Source organism: Photobacterium sp. SP02, assembly GCF_038519165.1.
Taxonomy (GTDB): domain Bacteria; phylum Pseudomonadota; class Gammaproteobacteria; order Enterobacterales; family Vibrionaceae; genus Photobacterium; species Photobacterium halotolerans.
In genome coordinates this window covers 44,573-62,382 of sequence record NZ_JASJOJ010000026.1, presented here as the reverse complement: position 1 = coordinate 62,382, position 17,810 = coordinate 44,573, and the positions used below count along the sequence as shown (strand labels likewise).

The 17,810-nt window shown below is 52.5% G+C and carries 20 protein-coding genes and 1 riboswitch; of the genes, 4 read left to right on the top strand and 16 right to left on the bottom strand.

What is annotated here, in order from left to right:
- Nucleotides 1–404: 404 nt before the first annotated feature.
- Nucleotides 405–848 (top strand): RNA recognition motif domain-containing protein, encoded by a 444-nt coding sequence (locus tag P0Y67_RS12870; RefSeq protein WP_027251547.1) that lies wholly within the window; start codon nt 405–407, stop codon nt 846–848.
- Here P0Y67_RS12870 and murI read toward each other — a convergent pair.
- The 3 genes from murI to P0Y67_RS12855 all read right to left on the bottom strand — a co-directional run bounded on the left by murI (nt 829) and on the right by P0Y67_RS12855 (nt 4,287).
- The gene (gene murI / locus P0Y67_RS12865; protein WP_342392176.1) at nt 829–1,623 is read right to left on the bottom strand and encodes a glutamate racemase; all 795 of its coding nucleotides are present in this window, start codon (nt 1,621–1,623) and stop codon (nt 829–831) included. The two genes, P0Y67_RS12870 and murI, sit on opposite strands and share 20 nt — an antisense overlap.
- A 78-nt stretch (nt 1,624–1,701) precedes the next feature.
- Entirely contained in the window at nt 1,702–2,376 is a 675-nt protein-coding gene (locus P0Y67_RS12860; protein WP_342392175.1) for a Dph6-related ATP pyrophosphatase, read from the bottom strand.
- Nucleotides 2,377–2,430: 54 nt separating this feature from the next.
- Nucleotides 2,431–4,287 (bottom strand): TonB-dependent receptor domain-containing protein, encoded by a 1,857-nt coding sequence (locus P0Y67_RS12855; protein ID WP_342392174.1) that lies wholly within the window; start codon nt 4,285–4,287, stop codon nt 2,431–2,433.
- Between the two features lie 43 nt (nt 4,288–4,330).
- Nucleotides 4,331–4,556: riboswitch (cobalamin riboswitch) on the bottom strand.
- 147 nt (nt 4,557–4,703) lie between these two features.
- Between P0Y67_RS12855 and trmA the strand changes: the two genes are divergently transcribed.
- The gene (trmA, locus tag P0Y67_RS12850; protein ID WP_342392173.1) at nt 4,704–5,810 is read left to right on the top strand and encodes a tRNA (uridine(54)-C5)-methyltransferase TrmA; all 1,107 of its coding nucleotides are present in this window, start codon (nt 4,704–4,706) and stop codon (nt 5,808–5,810) included.
- A gap of 68 nt (nt 5,811–5,878) precedes the next feature.
- Here the strand turns inward: trmA and P0Y67_RS12845 are convergent, their stop codons facing one another.
- Complete coding sequence (locus P0Y67_RS12845; protein ID WP_218386248.1) at nt 5,879–6,262, bottom strand: YijD family membrane protein; 384 nt, start codon at nt 6,260–6,262, stop codon at nt 5,879–5,881.
- A 20-nt stretch (nt 6,263–6,282) separates the two neighbouring features.
- On the bottom strand, nt 6,283–6,915 hold the full coding sequence (gene fabR, locus P0Y67_RS12840) for an HTH-type transcriptional repressor FabR (protein WP_027251541.1): 633 nt from the start codon (nt 6,913–6,915) through the stop codon (nt 6,283–6,285).
- A 299-nt stretch (nt 6,916–7,214) separates the two neighbouring features.
- On the opposite strand from fabR, the gene sthA reads away from it, so the two are divergent.
- The gene (gene sthA, locus P0Y67_RS12835) at nt 7,215–8,630 is read left to right on the top strand and encodes a Si-specific NAD(P)(+) transhydrogenase (protein WP_342392172.1); all 1,416 of its coding nucleotides are present in this window, start codon (nt 7,215–7,217) and stop codon (nt 8,628–8,630) included.
- Nucleotides 8,631–8,733: 103 nt separating this feature from the next.
- Here the strand turns inward: sthA and P0Y67_RS12830 are convergent, their stop codons facing one another.
- Complete coding sequence (locus tag P0Y67_RS12830) at nt 8,734–9,585, bottom strand: bifunctional allantoicase/(S)-ureidoglycine aminohydrolase (RefSeq protein WP_027251539.1); 852 nt, start codon at nt 9,583–9,585, stop codon at nt 8,734–8,736.
- A gap of 168 nt (nt 9,586–9,753) precedes the next feature.
- Between P0Y67_RS12830 and P0Y67_RS12825 the strand changes: the two genes are divergently transcribed.
- A complete protein-coding gene (locus P0Y67_RS12825) occupies nt 9,754–10,629 on the top strand; it encodes a LysR substrate-binding domain-containing protein (protein WP_342392171.1) in 876 nt (291 codons plus the stop codon).
- 68 nt (nt 10,630–10,697) lie between these two features.
- Here P0Y67_RS12825 and cysQ read toward each other — a convergent pair whose 3' ends face one another.
- The 10 genes from cysQ to gspG all read right to left on the bottom strand — a co-directional run bounded on the left by cysQ (nt 10,698) and on the right by gspG (nt 17,792).
- Nucleotides 10,698–11,531, bottom strand: a complete 834-nt coding sequence (gene cysQ, locus P0Y67_RS12820; protein ID WP_342392170.1) for a 3'(2'),5'-bisphosphate nucleotidase CysQ — start codon at nt 11,529–11,531, stop codon at nt 10,698–10,700.
- A 12-nt stretch (nt 11,532–11,543) separates the two neighbouring features.
- Nucleotides 11,544–12,092: an ADP compounds hydrolase NudE gene (gene nudE, locus P0Y67_RS12815; protein ID WP_027251536.1), complete on the bottom strand. Its 549-nt coding sequence runs from the start codon at nt 12,090–12,092 to the stop codon at nt 11,544–11,546.
- A gap of 132 nt (nt 12,093–12,224) precedes the next feature.
- Nucleotides 12,225–12,983: a type II secretion system protein N gene (locus P0Y67_RS12810; protein WP_342392169.1), complete on the bottom strand. Its 759-nt coding sequence runs from the start codon at nt 12,981–12,983 to the stop codon at nt 12,225–12,227.
- Between the two features lie 2 nt (nt 12,984–12,985).
- Entirely contained in the window at nt 12,986–13,462 is a 477-nt protein-coding gene (locus tag P0Y67_RS12805) for a type II secretion system protein M (RefSeq protein WP_342392168.1), read from the bottom strand.
- The gene (gene gspL / locus P0Y67_RS12800; protein WP_342392167.1) at nt 13,459–14,757 is read right to left on the bottom strand and encodes a type II secretion system protein GspL; all 1,299 of its coding nucleotides are present in this window, start codon (nt 14,755–14,757) and stop codon (nt 13,459–13,461) included. The genes P0Y67_RS12805 and gspL overlap by 4 nt, the downstream gene beginning before the upstream one ends.
- Complete coding sequence (gene gspK, locus P0Y67_RS12795; RefSeq protein WP_342392166.1) at nt 14,726–15,745, bottom strand: type II secretion system minor pseudopilin GspK; 1,020 nt, start codon at nt 15,743–15,745, stop codon at nt 14,726–14,728. Before gspK ends, gspL begins: the two co-directional genes overlap by 32 nt.
- On the bottom strand, nt 15,742–16,410 hold the full coding sequence (gene gspJ, locus P0Y67_RS12790) for a type II secretion system minor pseudopilin GspJ (RefSeq protein ID WP_446728836.1): 669 nt from the start codon (nt 16,408–16,410) through the stop codon (nt 15,742–15,744). The genes gspK and gspJ overlap by 4 nt, the downstream gene beginning before the upstream one ends.
- A complete protein-coding gene (gspI, locus tag P0Y67_RS12785) occupies nt 16,397–16,774 on the bottom strand; it encodes a type II secretion system minor pseudopilin GspI (RefSeq protein ID WP_192017444.1) in 378 nt (125 codons plus the stop codon). The genes gspJ and gspI overlap by 14 nt, the downstream gene beginning before the upstream one ends.
- On the bottom strand, nt 16,771–17,346 hold the full coding sequence (gene gspH / locus P0Y67_RS12780) for a type II secretion system minor pseudopilin GspH (RefSeq protein WP_342392164.1): 576 nt from the start codon (nt 17,344–17,346) through the stop codon (nt 16,771–16,773). Before gspH ends, gspI begins: the two co-directional genes overlap by 4 nt.
- 8 nt (nt 17,347–17,354) lie before the next feature.
- The gene (gene gspG / locus P0Y67_RS12775; RefSeq protein ID WP_027251528.1) at nt 17,355–17,792 is read right to left on the bottom strand and encodes a type II secretion system major pseudopilin GspG; all 438 of its coding nucleotides are present in this window, start codon (nt 17,790–17,792) and stop codon (nt 17,355–17,357) included.
- Between the last annotated feature and the right edge of the window lie 18 nt (nt 17,793–17,810).

Here is a 17,810-nt window from a genome sequence, read left to right as displayed (position 1 = left end):
ACAGATTGCATGGTCAAATTGTTAAAGAGCTTTTCCAGACTTGCCGTTGGCTTGTCGTGGACAGGGCGGCTATTCTAACGAATCAAACAAAGTAGTCAAACAATTTTTTATTTGCTTTCTTTGTGCCGCCTTTCATCAAAACCGGACTGATGTTTTCATCCGTTCCCGTCTTGGTGAGGCGGCATTATAGAGACTTGGAAAAGACTGACAACCCTTTTCTTAATAAAAAATGTTTAACCGGTCATAATTTCAACTAATGTAAAAATATGCGCCTTAAGTCAACATTATACGATCAATACATTCACTTTCTGGTAATCGTAAAACTATGCACGTACTATTAATGTGATTAATTTGTTAAATAAATCGCCTTCTAACTTTTCAATCGATGACACTGTAGCTTGCCTATGAAATTTTCCAACTCACACACTATGATCATTGCGCTGATAACTCTTATCGGTGCCATCATATTTAGCTTCATTTCTTCTACCGCTGCGATAGCCTTCGCACTGGGTGCCGTCTTATCCGGTTTTGCCAATCATTACCTGAACACTAATCAGGATGAAAATATGATGGGCGATGAAAACCAGAGCAGTAAAACGCTCTATGTCGGAAACCTTCCCTATCGTGCTAACGAAAGTGAAGTTAAAGATTTATTCTCAGAGTACGGGGAGGTCTTTGCTGTTCGCTTGATGAAAGATAAACGAACAGGAAAAAGGCGTGGTTTCGGTTTTGTGGTCATGAGCAGTAAAGATGCTGACTACGCCGTCAGCAAACTTAATGAAAAAGAATTTGGCCAGCGTACATTAAAGGTACGTGAAGCCAACGACCCTAAGAATGAGGATAGTTAAGACTGATCACTTGACTCAGGTTCATGGCCCGTAAGCTGTGATTTAATGTCACAACATTGGCGTTCGCACCAGAATGATAGGTCAGGTTCTGCCATTGCGGTGACCTTTCTTTGGCCATGTCTCCTAACAGTGAATTGACCCGGCTAGCGATTGCGCTACCGGAGTCAATCACATTCGTTGCCTGGACAAACACCTGACTGATTTCATCTTTTATCAGCGGAAAGTGAGTACATCCGAGTACAACCGTATCAATTGCCGTATGAAACCAAGGCTGCAATATCCCGGTCAGCTCGTCCAGATCGACCTGAGCTCCCCGTAGTTTCATCTCTGCCATTTCAACCAGGCGCGTGTTGCCCAGCAAATGGACCTCGCAATCTGAAGCAAACTCCTGGATCAAAGCCTGAGTATATTGGCGTTTAACCGTAGCCGGTGTGGCTAACACGCCCAGGCTTTTCGTTTTACTCAGTAATGCCGCAGGCTTAATAGCAGGCACAACCCCAACCACAGGCAAACTCAGCGCAGCCCGCAGAGGCGGCAAGACAATAGTGCTTGCGGTATTACAGGCTATCACAACCAAATCTGCGTTATGTTTTGTAACCAGAGAAGACACAATGTGCAGGGTACGCTCGACCAATACCGCCTCGTCCAACTCACCATAGGGGAAAGCCGCATCATCAAATGCGTAGATGTATTGATAATGTGGCAGCTGGCGGTATATCTCCTGATAGACGGAGAGGCCGCCCACACCAGAATCAAAAATAAGGATGGTTTTCACAACGTCTTTCTGACTGCTCCAAGATAGAAGCCCTCATCATACTGGCTGACAGACAAAAGCCAACTATCACACATCAGTTTACTGTGAGTCTGGTTCTGAGATCCGATAGCGAAGATGATGAAACCGGCCTTGGTTGTCTATATGCAGTGGTTCAATCGCCAACTGCCCTGAAAAACAAGGGGCATGAACCACCAGAGTATGAAATTCGCCGTCTTCCCCGCAAGGGTCCACCTCGTCAGGCAACAGTGCGAGTAATGAGTGATTAAACCATTGACCGCAGAACTCACCACTGAGCTGGCTGGTATCCACAGTTGTTAGAATCGTTTTTATCCCCCGTTGCAGAATTTCCTCAGCCAGCAGCTGGCTGTCCTCACCCAGCAAGGGAAAGACACATTGCCAGCCGGCTGGCTCGATATAACTGCGACGATAGGTTTCAATACCATTACAAAACATGTCGCCAAATGCCACGGCTTCAACGGCCAATCCGCTATTGCGAATAGCCTCCACCACCAGCGACTGATACACGTCATTCGGAGGAAACACGTCAGGAAGCGGTATCTCAACCAAGGGGAGTCCTGTCAGCCGGGCTTGTGCCCGCACCACAGCGATTGGCGTTGCCTGAAACGGCACCTCGGTACCCACATAAGTGGTAAACAGACCCACGACGTCAAAGGCAGGGCTTTCTAATAAACGTAGAAGCGTCAGGGTAGAGTCTTTACCGGATGACCAACTGACTATCACTTTGGTTTTCATAAAAATCCATTTACCAACCAAGATAAAACCGCCCGAAGGCGGTTGTCATGGCTGTTAGAAGCGATAAGAAACAGTGGCAAAATAACTGCGCTCAGCAGAGTTATAGCCATAGGCTGTCACATACTCTTCGTCCAGCACATTGGCAATGCGTCCTTGCAAGGTCAGCGCCTCTGTCAAATAGTAGCTGGCAGCAACATCCAACAGGTGGTAGCTCTTCAACTTAACTTCTGGATTGGTGAAAGTGACTGGGTCAAAATACTGATCTCGGCTGTCCCCTTGATATAGGTAACTCATCTCTAACTGATAAGAATCAGCCAGGTAACTGGCGTTCCACTTCAGGACTTCATCAGGCACACGTCTTAGACGCTTCTTATCTCTTTCATTCTCATGCTCCATCAAATCCAGTGCGACATCGTGGTAAATAGAGCCAGTTGCAAAGCTTGCTGTCAGCTCAACCCCCTGAACTCGGACATCCTGATTCTCCAGTTGCTCGCCCTGACCCTGGTTGCGAATTTGATTGCTCACGGTGTTGTCATACACAGCGATACGCCAATCTAACAGCGAATGAGTACCTTCCAGTGCCAGTTCATAGTTTTCAGATTCTTCCGGCTCCAGGTCCGGATTAGCGAAGTTAGGCCAGTACAAATCGTTAAAGGTTGGGGCTTTAAAGCCTGTTCCCGCATTCGCCGTTACCCGCATCTGCTCGACAAAACGCCAACCAGCACCCAGTTGCCATGATGTATAAGATCCGTAATGTTCATTATCGTCATATCGCAAACTGGCTTCGAGCTGGACATCATCCGCATCCCGCCAAACCGTAATATATCCGGCATCATTACGGCGGCTCTCTTTATCATAAGATTCAAATTGACCTGAAAAACTGTTCCAAAGATCGGAATCACTTACCTTATCTTCAACCAAGTCAACACCCAGCCCAACATAAAAGTGCTCTGTCAGCTGATAGCTGTTATTCCAGTTAATTTGAGTACGGTCAGTAACAATCGTACTGCCCGGCTGATTACCCTTGTTCTCTCCTTCGTCACGGTTAACACCAAGCAGTAGCGAAGACGTTAAACGATCCGAGGCGTAACTCACCTGACCAGAAACATTATAAAATACGTAATCAGCTTCGTTATTACCGAGGCTGTTAGTATAATCATACTCTGCATGACCATCATGATAGAAAGCGTTCACAACAGCACGCCATTCATTGTTCAGCACAACACCAAACTCTCCGAGAACATCCTTACTTTTAAAGCCATCTTCATCTTTTTGATCTTCGAGCCAGGCACCAGATGAAAAGTCAGCAACATTAAAGCTATCCGCCTGTTCAAAATTACCAGCCACTTTGGCCCAAGCTTTCTCAGTCAAACGGCCTGCAACACTTCCTTTGGTTTGGTAATAGCCATCGCTACCAATACCGGCTGCAATTCGGCCCTGTAAAGCATCAGGCTGCGTGGTAGTAATGATATTAATCACCCCTGCAGTGGCATCTGCACCATACATCGCAGCACGGGTACCCCTGATAAATTCAATACTTTCAACCCCTGTCAGCGGGAGCTGTCCCAGATTGACTCCGCCCGCCGTTGCACTACCCAAGCGTACGCCGTTCATCATAATCAGAACATTTTGACTCCCGTGCACAGAAACGGTTGTCAATTGACCAAATCCGCCGTTCGCGGCAATCGTCACCCCCGGAAGACGGCGTAATACTTCTGCCAGTGACTTGGCTTGAATAGCATCAATATCAGCTTTAGTGACCACTGAAACAGGCGCAATGAGGTTCTTGGCAGACTGCTCAAAACGGTTGGCGGTCACCACCATGGTCTCATCGGTGGTGGTCTGGGCGGAAACGAGCGAGGATTGCAGACACAAAGGTGCCAACGCCACGGCTAAAAGCGTTTTTTTCATTGTCATGGATACCTTAAATCGCGTTGAAATCTGGGCAGTCTCCATACTGCCTGTCTCGCTGGTCGGTCTTCGGACTTGAGAGCATGGTTGAACAACCGCCTAGGACAACGACTTCCCATTTCGGCTGGCCGGCATTGCGCTTGCCTGATGAAACAGTGTCTGGCTATCAGCCTTGTGTCTTTCGTTCTCTCTTACCGCTGCGCGTCAGTTACGGATTCTCACCGTATTCCCCGCCTGCGAACAGGCAAACCAGCGCAGCGGAATGCTAGTTTTCCCGGTCGGAATTGTCTAGTTTAGTTTGCTATTAGTCATGACAAATCTATCTGGCCTGCACTTTTCTCCCCCCTTTCACTGGACATCAGTCAACAATGCAATAAAATCTGCGCTCTTATTTTGAGCAGTTTTGAGGCAACACCATGGCAGCAACCCCAATCAACCCCGCCACCTACCAAGCACAACTGGACGAAAAGGCCGAGCGTATGCAAGCGCTGTTTGCTGACGTAGAAACCCCGGAGTTGGAGGTGTTCGCTTCTCCTGCTCAACACTACCGTATGCGTGCTGAGTTTCGTGTCTGGCATGAAGGTGAAGACCTGTATTACATCATGTTCAATCAGGAAACCCGCGAGAAGTACCGGGTCGATCAGTTTCCGCAAGCCAGCCGTCTGATCAATGATTTGATGCCGCTGCTGGTAGATGCCATGAAGCCGAACCGGGCACTGCGTCATAAGCTGTTCCAGGTCGATTTCCTGTCCACGCTGAGCGGAGAGATTCTGGTTTCCCTGCTATATCACCGTCAACTGGATGATCTGTGGGTCGCAGAAGCCAGAGCCCTGAAGCAAAGGCTGAATGATGAAGGGTTCAATCTCAACCTGATCGGCCGTGCACGTAAACAGAAAGTTGTGCTGGATCAGGATTATGTGATTGAAAAACTGACTGTTCACGATCAAACACTGACCTATCAGCAGGTAGAAAACAGTTTTACTCAGCCGAACGGCGAAGTGGCGCAAAAGATGCTGGAGTGGGCGGTAGACTGCACCCAGGACAGCGAAGGCGATCTGCTGGAACTATATTGCGGCAACGGCAACTTCTCGCTGGCACTGGCGAAGAACTTTGACCGGGTGCTGGCCACTGAGCTGGCCAAGCCTTCAGTAGAATCAGCGCAGTACAACATTGCAGCGAACAAGATCGACAATGTACAGATCATCCGTATGTCTGCTGAAGAGTTTACTCAGGCGATGGAAGGGCAGCGCGAATTCCGGCGCCTGAAAGACAATAACATTGATCTCAGCAGCTACAACTGCAACACCATTTTTGTTGATCCGCCCCGCTCAGGCATGGACGAGGATACCTGTCGCATGGTTCAGGCCTATGAGCGTATTGTCTATATCTCCTGTAACCCGGACACGCTAAAAGCTAACCTGGAGATTCTGGGTCAGACCCATCGCATTACCCGGTTTGCGCTGTTTGATCAGTTCCCTTACACCCACCACATGGAAGCAGGTGTGATGCTGGAGCGCAAATAATCCCGAGCGAAAACAGTAAAAACGAAAAAGGCGCCTCAGGCGCCTTTTCTGTCTTTCATGCTGAGAGATTATGCATCATCCTGAGCTTTGGATTTCGATTTCGGCTTCATCACACCCATGCGGTAAGCGACCCACAACAGCAGCGCTAAACAGATCATCAACGGCAGAAAGTTAGAGCCCATATCCGGTGCCTGCGCGCGCAGAAAGGCAGAATAGCCAAAGGCGCCGACCAGAAACAAAGCAAAGGCAATGGCCGGGGTCCCTTCTGCCATCGGGCGTGTCAGGTAGTCCTGATACATGCAATACACAGTCATCACAAAAGCAATCACCGGAAAAATAGAAAAAGCGACAGCACTGGAGGTAAATACTGCCAGCGTGGCGTTACCGCACAGTCCTGCTAACAGTGACAGGATTAAGGTCTTGCGTTCTGCTTTAACTTGTTGCTTGTCCATATCTTCACCAACATACTCAATTAAGGTTTATGCGCCAGCGTGTTGCGCTCACGCTCTTTACGATACCAGTAAGCTCCTTTGGCGATCATTCGCAGTTGCATGATTAAGCGCTCTGCATGTTCTGCCCGCGACTGACTGTCCAGATCCAGAGCATCGGCTCCTGAGCTGAACACCAAAGTGACTAACGCTTCAGCCTGGATATAAGCTTCTTCGTGCCGGCTCCCGCCTTTGGCTTCCAGATACTCAGTGAGTTCCGCCACGAAGTGCTGAATTTCTCTCGCCACAGCAGCACGGAATGCCGGCGAGGTGCCGGATCGTTCCCGTAACAGCAAACGGAAAACGTTCGGGCTGCTTTCAATAAATTCCATGAAGGTTTCAACAGAAGTGCGGATAACACTGCCTTCTTCCGCAATGCGCTGGCGAGCCTGACGCATCAGCTGGCGAAGCAGTAAGCCACCTTCATCAACCAATGTTAGTCCAAGTTCATCCATATCTTTGAAGTGACGATAAAAAGATGTGGGTGCTATACCAGCTTCACGCGCAACTTCGCGCAAACTGAGATTGGAAAAACTACGCTCAGCACTGAGCTGGTTAAAGGCTGCGTTAATCAGTGAACGCCGGGTTTTTTCTTTTTGTTGGGCCCTGATCCCCATGGGTTCCTGCTTCTGTTCAGTTGCCAGTTTGAGTCTCACTATACCCGCTTTCAGCCACTTGATCAGCGTCAATCCACACTTTGCCGGTGGGAATACTAACGGCCCTGTCAGGTGGAAGCAAAATCACAAACGTCATTTTCCCTGTCGGCTCACAAACTGCTGTCTGCCAGCGATAAAAATGAGGGTTTCTTCTGCCACAACGTGATCCTACGCGCTCTATCGGGGAGTCGCGATTTTCCCTTCGATTGGAAAGCGTTACACTCCGCACCACAGAAACAATCGGATAAATAAGGCGGCCCATGAGCACTCAACACCCCACGACTCCTTCTCACTATGATGTGATTATTATCGGCAGCGGACCCGGAGGCGAAGGGGCCGCCATGGGACTGACCAAAGCGGGTTTCAGTGTCGCTATCATTGAACGCGAAAGCCGCGTCGGCGGCGGCTGTACCCATTGGGGCACTATCCCGTCTAAAGCGCTGCGCCATGCGGTCAGCCGTATTATCGAATTCAATAAAAACCCGCTCTACAGCAAGAACACCACCACGCTGCACAGTACCTTCAGCCAGATTCTGGGGCACGCGCAAACAGTGGTCAGTAAGCAAACGAGAATGCGCCAGGGCTTTTATGATCGCAACAGTTGCCCCATCATTGCCGGTGAAGCCAGTTTTGTCGATAAAAACACCATACGTGTTCGTAATCACGACGGCAGCCATGACACCTATACCGCCGATAAATTCGTGATTGCCACCGGCTCACGTCCTTACCAGCCCAAAGATGTCGACTTCACCCACCAGCGCATCTATGACAGTGACTCCGTTCTGCGTCTGCAGCACGACCCGCGCCACATTATTATTTATGGGGCCGGGGTGATCGGCAGTGAATATGCCTCTATCTTCCGTGGCCTGGGGGTAAAAGTTGACCTCATCAACACCCGCCAGCGGCTGCTGGAATTTCTTGATAACGAGATCTCCGATTCGCTGTCTTACCACCTGTGGAACAACGGTGTGATGATCCGCAGCGGGGAGGCCTACAGCAAGATTGAAGGCACGGAAGACGGCGTGATCCTGCATCTGGAATCCGGCAAGAAAATGAAAGCCGACTGTCTGCTGTACGCCAACGGCCGGACAGGTAACACAGATCGCCTCAACCTGGAGGTGGTCGGGCTGACACCAGACTCACGCGGCCAGCTGTCCGTCGACCAAAACTACTGCACCGAGGCCGATAACATTTATGCGGTGGGTGATGTGATTGGCTATCCGAGTCTGGCGAGCGCCGCCTATGATCAGGGCCGCTTCGTGGCGCAGGCCATAGCAACCGGTCAGGCTCAGGGCCAGCTGATCGATCACATCCCAACCGGTATCTACACCATTCCTGAAATCAGCTCTGTGGGTAAAACCGAGCAGCAGCTGACTGCGGAAAAAGTGCCGTATGAAGTGGGACGAGCGCAATTCAAACACCTGGCCCGGGCACAAATAGCCGGTACCGATGTCGGCAGCCTGAAGATACTGTTCCACCGCGAAACCAAAGAGATCTTAGGGATCCACTGCTTCGGCGAGCGGGCGTCAGAGATCATTCACATCGGCCAGGCGATCATGGAGCAGAAAAACGGCGGTAACAGCATAGATTACTTCGTCAATACCACCTTTAACTACCCGACCATGGCTGAAGCCTACCGGGTGGCAGCACTGAATGGACTGAACCGTCTGTTTTGAAAGCACCACTCCCCAGCCGATGCTGTGGAGCGCTACACACCATAAAAAAACGGCGCTCTAGGCGCCGTTTTTGCGATTGGGACTTTTGCCATTAGGACTTTGCTTAGCGGCGATTACCGCGATACGCCGGTGATGGGTTAAGTACCATATGACGGTTGATGTCTTTAAACAGCAGGTAGCGGAAACGACCCGGGCCACCGGCATAACATGCCTGCGGGCAGAAAGCGCGTAACCACATATAGTCGCCGGCTTCCACTTCCACCCAGTCCTGATTTAAGTGATAAACCGCTTTACCTTCCAGTACGTACAGACCATGTTCCATCACATGCGTTTCATCAAACGGAATGATCCCACCGGGTTGGAAGGTCACTATGTTCACTTGCATGTCGTGACGCATATCCGCCGAATCAACAAAGCGGGTTGTCGCCCAGGCATCATTGGTGTCTGGCATCGGCGTTGGCTCGATGTCATTCTCGTTGGTCACAAAGGCGTCAGGTACCTCAATGCCTTCAACAAATTCATAGGCCTTGCGAATCCAGTGGAAACGCACCGGCGCATCGCCATTGTTTTTCAGGCTCCACTTGGCTGATGGCGGCAGATAGGCATAACCGCCGGTTTCCATCTGATATTGCTCGCCTTCCAGCGTCAGGGTCATCTCGCCTTCGACCACAAACAGCACGCCTTCCGCACCCGCATCCAGTTCGGGTTTGTCGCTGCCGCCCTGCGGGGAGACTTCCATGATGTAATGGGAGAAAGTTTCAGAAAAGCCACTCATTGGCCGGGCAATCACCCACAGCCGGGTATTGTCCCAGAACGGCAGAAAGCTGGTCACGATATCACTCATCACTCCCTTAGGAATGATGGCATAGGCTTCGGTAAAAACCGCGCGGTCAGAGAGAATCTGGGTTTGCGGTGGCAGTCCACCTGTGGGGGCATAATAAGTGTTCCGGGCCATAACATATGTCCTTTCATGTATAGCAGTATTACTGCGCCAATGGATAAGCAGAGTCTTGACGAGGCTGCTGTTTCAATTCTGAATTGTGTTGATTGTAGATCATGGCAATTTGATTTATAAATTAAATAACTTAATGCCAAGTAGTGGAATTCCCACTGATAACAGATTATGAATCACAACAAGACGTTAGACCCGGTGCTGCTGCGCAGCTTTGTCGCCGTGGTCGATTCCGGCAGCTTTACCCGGGCCGCCGACAGCACCCACCTGACTCAGTCGACGGTCAGCCAGCAGGTCCGTAAGCTTGAGTCTCAGCTCGGCTGCGAACTGCTGCACCGCAAAGGCCGCTATGTCACAGCGACGCTGGAAGGCGAGCGGGTGCTCAATTATGCCCGCCGCATCCTGCAATTGATGAATGAAGCGGTCGTGCAGACCAGTGTCAGCGCCGAACAGCAAAAGATCCGGCTTGGGGTGCCGGAGGACTTTGCCACTCACGCCATCATGCCCACGCTGCATGCTTTCTCGACTGAATTTCCGGGCATCCGGTTGGAAGTAAAAAGTGGCTTATGCAGCGATATATGGCGGAAATTTCAGAGTAACGAGCTGGATTTAGCCCTGGTCAAGCAGCGGCAGGGCAGTCTGCCGGGGTTAGCCAGCTGGCCGGAGCCCTTGTGCTGGATTGATAGTCTGCACAGCAACAACCTCGACCGGCAGCCGGTGCCTCTGGTGTCTTTTCCGATTGGCGGCCTGTACCGCAATGAAATGGCCCATACGTTTGACAGCCTGGGCAGAAGCTGGCGCCTGGCCTACGTCAGTACCAGTTTGTCGGGGGTGTGCTGTGCCGTGGAGGCCGGACTGGGTATTTCGCTGCTGCCAAGAAGGCTGGTGACCGAGCACCACAGAATTCTGGATGAAGATGACGGACTGCCGCCGGTGCAGGATATGGAAGTGACCCTGCATACCCAGGATAAGCTGTCGGCGCTGAGCAAAACCCTGGCAGAGCGACTGATCAGTACCTGCGATCGCATCTTTGAACATGATGTCTGATGCCGGATTTGACCAGGCGGCTGGAAACGCACCCTGGCCTCTGTCTGAAAAAAGGCCAGAGCAATGTGTTAACGGGCTTCCATCATCCGGTTGTCCGGGGTCAGGATATCTGCCCAGGGCAGGCTTTCATCGCCCAGCGTAATAAAATTCGGGTTCTCCAGCGTGTGGCGCTCATTGTAAGACAGAGGTGTCAGGTGGGTATTGAGAATGCGTCCGCCCGCCTCTTCCACAATGCACTGGGTCGCCGCTGTGTCCCACTCGCCGGTGGGGCCCAGACGCAGGTAACAATCGACCGCCCCTTCTGCCACCAGACAGGATTTCAGGGCCGCTGACCCCAGCGGGACTAAGTCGTAATTCAGCGCCGGATCCAGCCGGTTGGTGATCGCCCGGATATCCTGGCGGCGGCTGATAGCCACTGCTATCGACCGAGTCGGCCCTTCGTGCTTGTGGGTCGAGATGGAGACAGTTTCACCTTCGGGGGTAATTTTCCAGGCCCCCTGCCGGCGGCTGGCGTAGTAAACAACGCCTGATACCGGCGCATACACCACGCCCATCACAGGGTGATTGTTCTCAACCAGGGCGATGATTGTGGCAAAATCGCCACTGCCGGCGATGAACTCTTGTGTACCGTCGAGAGGATCGACCAACCAGTAACGATCCCACTGCTGGCGCTCTTCCAGCGGAATGGCAGCATCTTCTTCGGACAACACAGGAATATCCGGCGTCAGTTCGGTTAACCTTTCCAGCACCAGTTTATGGGCGGCCAGATCTGCGCTGGTCACAGGTGTATTGTCAGTCTTGATCTGTTTCTCGAACTGACCGCGCTGATAAATATCAAGGATCACCTGCCCCGATTCCCGGGCAATTTCTATCACGGATGGAATTAGCGTCGACAGCTCCATCTCACACTCCTGCTAGGATAAGTACTTCAATGCCAGAAACAAGGCGGTGATGCTTCTGGCTTCAGCAAAATCAAGATGGCTCAGTAATTCTTCGGCCTGCGACAATGGCCAGCGTACAATGTCCAGCGGCTCAGGTTCATCGCCGACCAGTTTTTCGGGAAATAAATCCTGTGCGAGAAACAGCGTCATCCTGCTGGAAAAATAAGACGGTGCCAGCACCACTTCTTTCATTGGCACTAACTGTCTGGCACCAAAACCAATCTCTTCTTTCATTTCCCGGTTAGCGGCTTCGTCGGCCGTTTCGCCGTGGTCAATCAATCCCTTGGGAAAGCCGAGTTCATAGCGATCCGTACCCGCTGAGTACTCACGCACCAGCAAGAGATCCCCCTCGGCCGTCACAGGCACCACCATCACAGCATGCCGGCCGCTGGGTTTCATACGCTCATAGGTACGGGTCTCACCGTTACTGAAACGGAGATCCAGAGACTCTATTTTAAACAGGCGGGATTGTGCCACCACCTCGGTTGCCAGAATTGTCGGTTTCTTATTCTCTGCCGCCATCGTATTTCCCTGTCACTTGGTCTGTCTGCTATTAAATGGCATGGCGGTCATGAAATAAAGGAAAAATGCGTATTCAGACAGATTTGATTTTCCTCACCCCGCCAGACCAGGTGTCGCTGCACAGCCTGTGGCTTACAGGCGACCTGTATAACGAATAGGATAACGGCCATTGGCATCCGGGTTGCCCAGCCATTTCAGCTGTTCCTGTAACCCGGATGGCAGCTCGGCGCCCGGCTTAAACCAGCCGTTCAGGTTATAGCGCTGATCCGTGGTTAAGCCCGCTTGCCATTCGCTGCTGACCTGAGCCGAAGCCTGATTGGCAGTCGCTGCCAGTTGCCCGTCATTGCAGCTCACATCCGCCAGTACCTGACCGGGATCGACGTCACCCAGCGGGGTGCCTATGCTGGCTCCGCTCCACACCAGTGCGCCGTCCAGCGACTGGCAGTAAGGCAGCGCAAACCTGTAGTCACGAACGGTGAGTTCGAAGTTACCGCCCAGATTCAAAGGCACCGGAAGGCGTGCATACTGAATCGCCTGCTGGGCAGGCAGAGATAACAGCAAGTTCTGTGCATACAGGCCGCTGAGATCCGCACCCATCAAACCTCGTCCTCTCAGCCCCAGATCACTGCCCTGGCCCAGTCGCACCGCAAATTCAGCATTGGCACTCAGCAGCTTCCACGGACTGAGTTCCCAGTAAACCTGCCCCAGGTTCCACTGCTGCCAACGAACCTGACTCGCGGCCCCTTGCCAGGGCGTTCCGCTGATGCCGGTCACCGACAGTCCGGGCACCTTGGGCACATACTGCCACACCCAGCTCGCCGGCAAATGCACCAGCAGACTTACAATCAGGGCCAGCGCAAAACTCACCCCTAACAATATGTTGTACCTCACGCTTAGCCTCGTCCCAGCTGTAAACGGTTCACTTCTACCAGCCCCGCCTGATTGGTTTTTGATACATCCAGAAACTGCGCTTCAATACCGTGTTCTTCACGCAGAAAAGCCAGCCAGTTAACTAATGTATTAAAGGGCAAAGGCTGCACCCAAACCTGAACGGCTTCGTCACGCGGCTGCATTCTGATCAATTCAATGCGAAACCGGCGCGTGGTTTCATTGACGACCTGATTCAGCCCCTGGGGGCTGACACTGCCGGTTGCGCCGGTTTTAGCCCGCAACGCGGTAATATCGTCAGCCTTCTCGCTGACCCAGCTCAGTAGCTGACGCTCTGTCTGCAGATTTTGCTCGGCAGAGTCAGCCCTTTGTGCCATCGGCTGCCAAATGCCCCAGTACAGCACCGCAATCACCAGTGCGATTGCGCCGCCAATCACCAGACGCTGCTCTCGCGCGCTTAATGCTTTAAACCACTGATTCACGAACGTCTCCTCAGCACCAGCGCACCACTTACCTGTTGGCCGTCACGGTTAAGCTGGCCCTGTTCAACTTCAAATCCTTCCACCAGCAAAACCCTGAGCTGTTCGAAATGCTGGAATTCACCCGCCACCGCCTGCAACCTCAGTTCATGGCGGTTGTGGTCGTATTTCAGATTCTGCACCGAGATCTGCGGCACTTTCAGTAACGCCGGACGCAGCTCAATCAGCCAGGGCAATACCCCCTGACCCGACTCCGCACCGCCGAGGCGTGACAGTTCCTGATTCATCTGGCGTTTCAGGTAACTGCTGGTGGGAATATTGTTAAATTGCGGCAGTACCTGGCGAAAAATACGTTCACTCTCGGTTTTATAGGCCAGTGCCTGATTTTCCATGCCCTGCACACGCACCACATATTCAGCCACCAGCACGCCCAGTACCAGCACAGCGGCAATGCCCACTTTTCGCCAGGGCTTAAGCGCTTTGTGCCAGGTCGGTTGCAGTTTATAAGGACCGGACAGTAAATTGACTTTGCTGTCATCAGCCCCTTTTGCCAATAGGGCCATCACCAGCTCAGGAGCTTCGGCCTGCCAGTGTCCGGGCATGCCGGATGGCGCTGGGGTGAAATGACGAATTCGGTGCTGGCTGACTGAGTCTTCCGCGTCGTCCGTCAACGCCTCGGCCGCGGTTTGCGCATCGGCGCTCTGCGCTTCTGGGGATTCCTCTTCCAGCACCTGGCTGATTAATGGCACCTGTTGCGCCATCATCCAGCTCGCCAGCCATTCGGTGTCGGCGCAAATGCCCTGGGTCGCCGACTGGCGCAATAGCCACTGACCATCAATTTCGGCGGCACTGTAGCTATTGTCAAAGGCCGGCAAACAGAGACAGTCTGGAATGATTTTTCGTACCGCCAGCCCGGCATCATCACATAACGACAACCAGTACTGCATCCGCTGATGTCCGACGACAGCAACGTCCGCCTTATCGGCTTCCCGCTTAAGCATATGAATGTGCAGGTCATCAACATCCTGCGCCAGCTCTTCTTCCAGCAGATACGGCAGTACCTGTGCCAGTTGACGCCCGGACCCGGATGGGATCGATACCTGGCTCAACAGCACATCACTGCCTGATACCAGCAGATACACAGGCCGGCTTTCCCCGTATGCCGCCAGCTCGCCCAGCTGACCAGTGTCAGCCAGTTCACCCGAGGCAATCACTTCCTGTTGCTGTGGCGACCAGACCAGCCAATGTACCGGCCCGTCAGGACGGCTACTCAGCCTTATCGTCAGAAACTCGCTCACTCATTCCTCCATAACGGCGACGTACGACAGTCACCTTGTTCTCCCCGTCTCGTTTGAGCAGGGCTAATATTCGCAATCGCGCACGATCCACTGTCACTTCAGCATCGAGCTCAAAAAAATCACTTTTTACGGCCAGGTAAGATTTCGCCTGCTTGCGCGCCGCTTCAGTCAGCCGGTTAACGGCCCCTTCGGCCAGAAAGGCATCCACATCCTGCCAGCCGTCATAGGGGCGGTTCTCTATCAACTGACGGGCATCATCCAGGCTCAGCTCCGGGCTGAATACGCCGACCAGCAACGCTGCCTGAGCAGGCTGGATCGTATTGACATTGATCAGCAGATCGGTCGACGGTAAGGCACATAATAAAGGGCGAGCCTGCTGGTACATGGTGGCACTCACGCCATTCACCGCGCGAAACTCGCTCACATCTGCCATCAGATTTCTGGGCGGCAGGTACGCCGGTGAAAACCCTTCATAGCTGCTGTCGCCTGCACCGTAGGCGCTGTACACTGTCTCGTCGGGATCGACGTACTCCCATACCGAATCCGCCGCCACTTCCGCTTCATAGCTTTCCGCTCCCGCTTCTTCTAACAGGGCCTGCAGAAAACGTACCCGGAACGGCTTCTGGCTGCGATCCTGCTCAGGCGCCTGACCCGACAAGGCATTCAGGTTATAGCACGCCTGCAGATCATAGATATTTCCCTGCACTTCGCCATTATCCAGCGGATAGCTCTGGCCTTCGGTTGCCCAGACCTGGCTTAAGTTAACAGTGTCACTGTCCGCCAGACTCTGTTCTATCGCCACTTTGGCCAACTGCTCCATACCCTGGCTGTACCAGTAGGCCTGCTGGTTAAAAACCTGATTCTCAACCCGATAAAAATTCAGCTGCAGACGATCTGTCATCTGAACCGCCAGCAAGGTCATCATGGCTAACAGCAGCAGGGCAACAATCAGGGCCACCCCTTGCTGTCTGGCAGGAGACTGTCTCATGAGGCGGTGTCCTCATCCGGCTTTGCTGCGTCCGGTAATACCGCTTCCGGCAGCATATACACACGCTCTATCTTGCCCAGATCTTCCAGTGTCAGGGTGACAGCAATGCCCTTGGGCAATCTGGTGTTATCTGACCAGGCTTCCTGCCAGCCTTGCGGGCCATAATAGCTAAACGACAAAGCCGTCACACCTTGCAGCACCTTACGCACCAAAGGCTCAGTGCCTACCACAGTATCAGGATAGCGAAACCACACCCGCTCGAGTTGTTCATCAATAATGCGATAGCCCACCCGGAGGATCTCACTGCGGGGAAACATTTGCTGCGGGTTCTGCCAGCCATCACGGGTAAAAATAATGCCGTCGCTCGCAGAGTCGAGCAGGTATTCACCGCTCTGCAACAAAGGGCCACTCTCGTTATTGCCCTGCTGCCTGACCTGACGGCCGATAATCTGACGAAAATCGTTGTCCAGCATCAGCATGGCCCGCTGGATTTCCTGTAGCCGCTGATTATGTTCCCGCGACTGTTCATCGCTGCGCTGCACCCCGTTCATGACCTGATAGGCCGACAAGCTGAACATAGCAAACACCGCAATAGCCACCAGTACTTCGAGCAGTGTAAATCCCGCGTGCCGTGATAATGGCTGACGATGCTCAGTTCTCAATATAAGTCCTTAAGGTCGCCACCCTGTCTTTCAGCGCTTCATCGGTAGCGACAACAATATCCAGGGCTCGAAGGTAACCATCCGCTGTGGCGGTGCTTTTTATTGACCAGTACCATTGCCGCCCGGCGAGCTCAGATTTGCCTTTCTTCTCGGCAGTCAGCCGCTCGCCTGCAATACGAATTCGGGCCAGCTCATTATCCGCCACCATGGTGGCAAAGGTTTTCTGCTCCAGGTAACCCATGGCGTTGATGTGCTGTCCGACCGCCTTCATCACACTCAGGGCGGCCGTCGCAAAAATGGCCATGGCAACCAGCACTTCCAGTAATGTGAAGCCCGTTTGAGAAGATAATTTCCGCCGGGAACTCATTGGCCTGACTCCTCCCGGGTAGCGCCCGGTTCAAGCAGGTGCAGTTGTCCGACTTCATCGGCTTCGACTGTCCAGATATCGCCTGCTCCGCTGGCATCAAACGACACAGTAAAAGGCGTATACTCACCACTGGACATCACGATAATCTGCGGTGGTTTGGCTTTTTGATCTTCTTCACTGGCAAACAGGTCCTCGTCAAACAGCGAACCGGGTTCGAACAAACGATCCTCGTCCTGCCAGGCGTCACTGCCAACCTTGACTTCCATGCCGAGCGTATCGGGCAAAGTGACTTCGCTGAAGTAACGTGAATCCTTGAGGGGTTGCCAGCCTTTCGGGTCCAGTTCAAAAAACTGGTAGCCCTGCCTGTCAACCCGGACACCGTAATCACGGCCATTGAGCATGGCATCTTCACCCAGCAGTTGCACCAGATAATAAAATCGCTGTGATTCTTCTTTCAGCACCTCATTTTTAGGCGCCGGCAGCGTCATCACAACGGCTACAGCGCTGGTGGCCAGCAGCACCAGCACCAGCATCAGTTCAATCAGCGTAAATCCGGCAGCTGCACGTTTCATAGCTTGAATTAACGGTAATCCAGCATATTCCAGTTGCCGATATCGGTATTGACCTCTTCACCGCCTTCCTGACCGTCAGCACCTAAGCTGAAGACATCTACCGGGCCATGTTCACCAGGCATCACGTAGTTATAGTCGTTACCCCAAGGGTCTTTCGGCAGACGCTTGATATAGCCACCATTACGGTAATTACGAGGTTCAGGGCTTGACGAAGGCGCAGTCACCAGCGCATCCAGGCCTTGATCTGTGGTTGGATAAACACTGTTATCCAGCTTATACATATCCAATGCCTGCTCCAGCGCACCAATATCGGTCACGACTTTCTGCTGATCAGCCTTTTCTTTATTACCCAGCAAATTCGGGACGACCAGACTGGCCAGGACGCCCAGAATCACGATAACCACCATGACTTCCAGCAGGGTAAAACCGCGTTGTTGACGTTGCATTAACACACCTCCAAAAGG

Excerpts from the sequence above, each read along its gene's own strand:
- P0Y67_RS12870 (WP_027251547.1), top strand. The coding sequence starts at position 405 with ATGAAATTTTCCAACTCACACACTATGATCATTGCGCTGATAACTCTT.
- P0Y67_RS12860 (WP_342392175.1), bottom strand. The coding sequence starts at position 2,376 with ATGAAAACCAAAGTGATAGTCAGTTGGTCATCCGGTAAAGACTCTACC.
- gspK (WP_342392166.1), bottom strand. The coding sequence starts at position 15,745 with ATGAGACAGTCTCCTGCCAGACAGCAAGGGGTGGCCCTGATTGTTGCC.
- gspI (WP_192017444.1), bottom strand. The coding sequence starts at position 16,774 with ATGAGTTCCCGGCGGAAATTATCTTCTCAAACGGGCTTCACATTACTG.
- P0Y67_RS12855 (WP_342392174.1), bottom strand. The coding sequence starts at position 4,287 with ATGAAAAAAACGCTTTTAGCCGTGGCGTTGGCACCTTTGTGTCTGCAA.
- cysQ (WP_342392170.1), bottom strand. The coding sequence starts at position 11,531 with ATGGAGCTGTCGACGCTAATTCCATCCGTGATAGAAATTGCCCGGGAA.
- fabR (WP_027251541.1), bottom strand. The coding sequence starts at position 6,915 with ATGGGGATCAGGGCCCAACAAAAAGAAAAAACCCGGCGTTCACTGATT.
- gspH (WP_342392164.1), bottom strand. The coding sequence starts at position 17,346 with ATGAAACGTGCAGCTGCCGGATTTACGCTGATTGAACTGATGCTGGTG.
- P0Y67_RS12830 (WP_027251539.1), bottom strand. The coding sequence starts at position 9,585 with ATGGCCCGGAACACTTATTATGCCCCCACAGGTGGACTGCCACCGCAA.
- nudE (WP_027251536.1), bottom strand. The coding sequence starts at position 12,092 with ATGGCGGCAGAGAATAAGAAACCGACAATTCTGGCAACCGAGGTGGTG.
- gspG (WP_027251528.1), bottom strand. The coding sequence starts at position 17,792 with ATGCAACGTCAACAACGCGGTTTTACCCTGCTGGAAGTCATGGTGGTT.
- sthA (WP_342392172.1), top strand. The coding sequence starts at position 7,215 with ATGAGCACTCAACACCCCACGACTCCTTCTCACTATGATGTGATTATT.
- trmA (WP_342392173.1), top strand. The coding sequence starts at position 4,704 with ATGGCAGCAACCCCAATCAACCCCGCCACCTACCAAGCACAACTGGAC.
- P0Y67_RS12825 (WP_342392171.1), top strand. The coding sequence starts at position 9,754 with ATGAATCACAACAAGACGTTAGACCCGGTGCTGCTGCGCAGCTTTGTC.
- P0Y67_RS12845 (WP_218386248.1), bottom strand. The coding sequence starts at position 6,262 with ATGGACAAGCAACAAGTTAAAGCAGAACGCAAGACCTTAATCCTGTCA.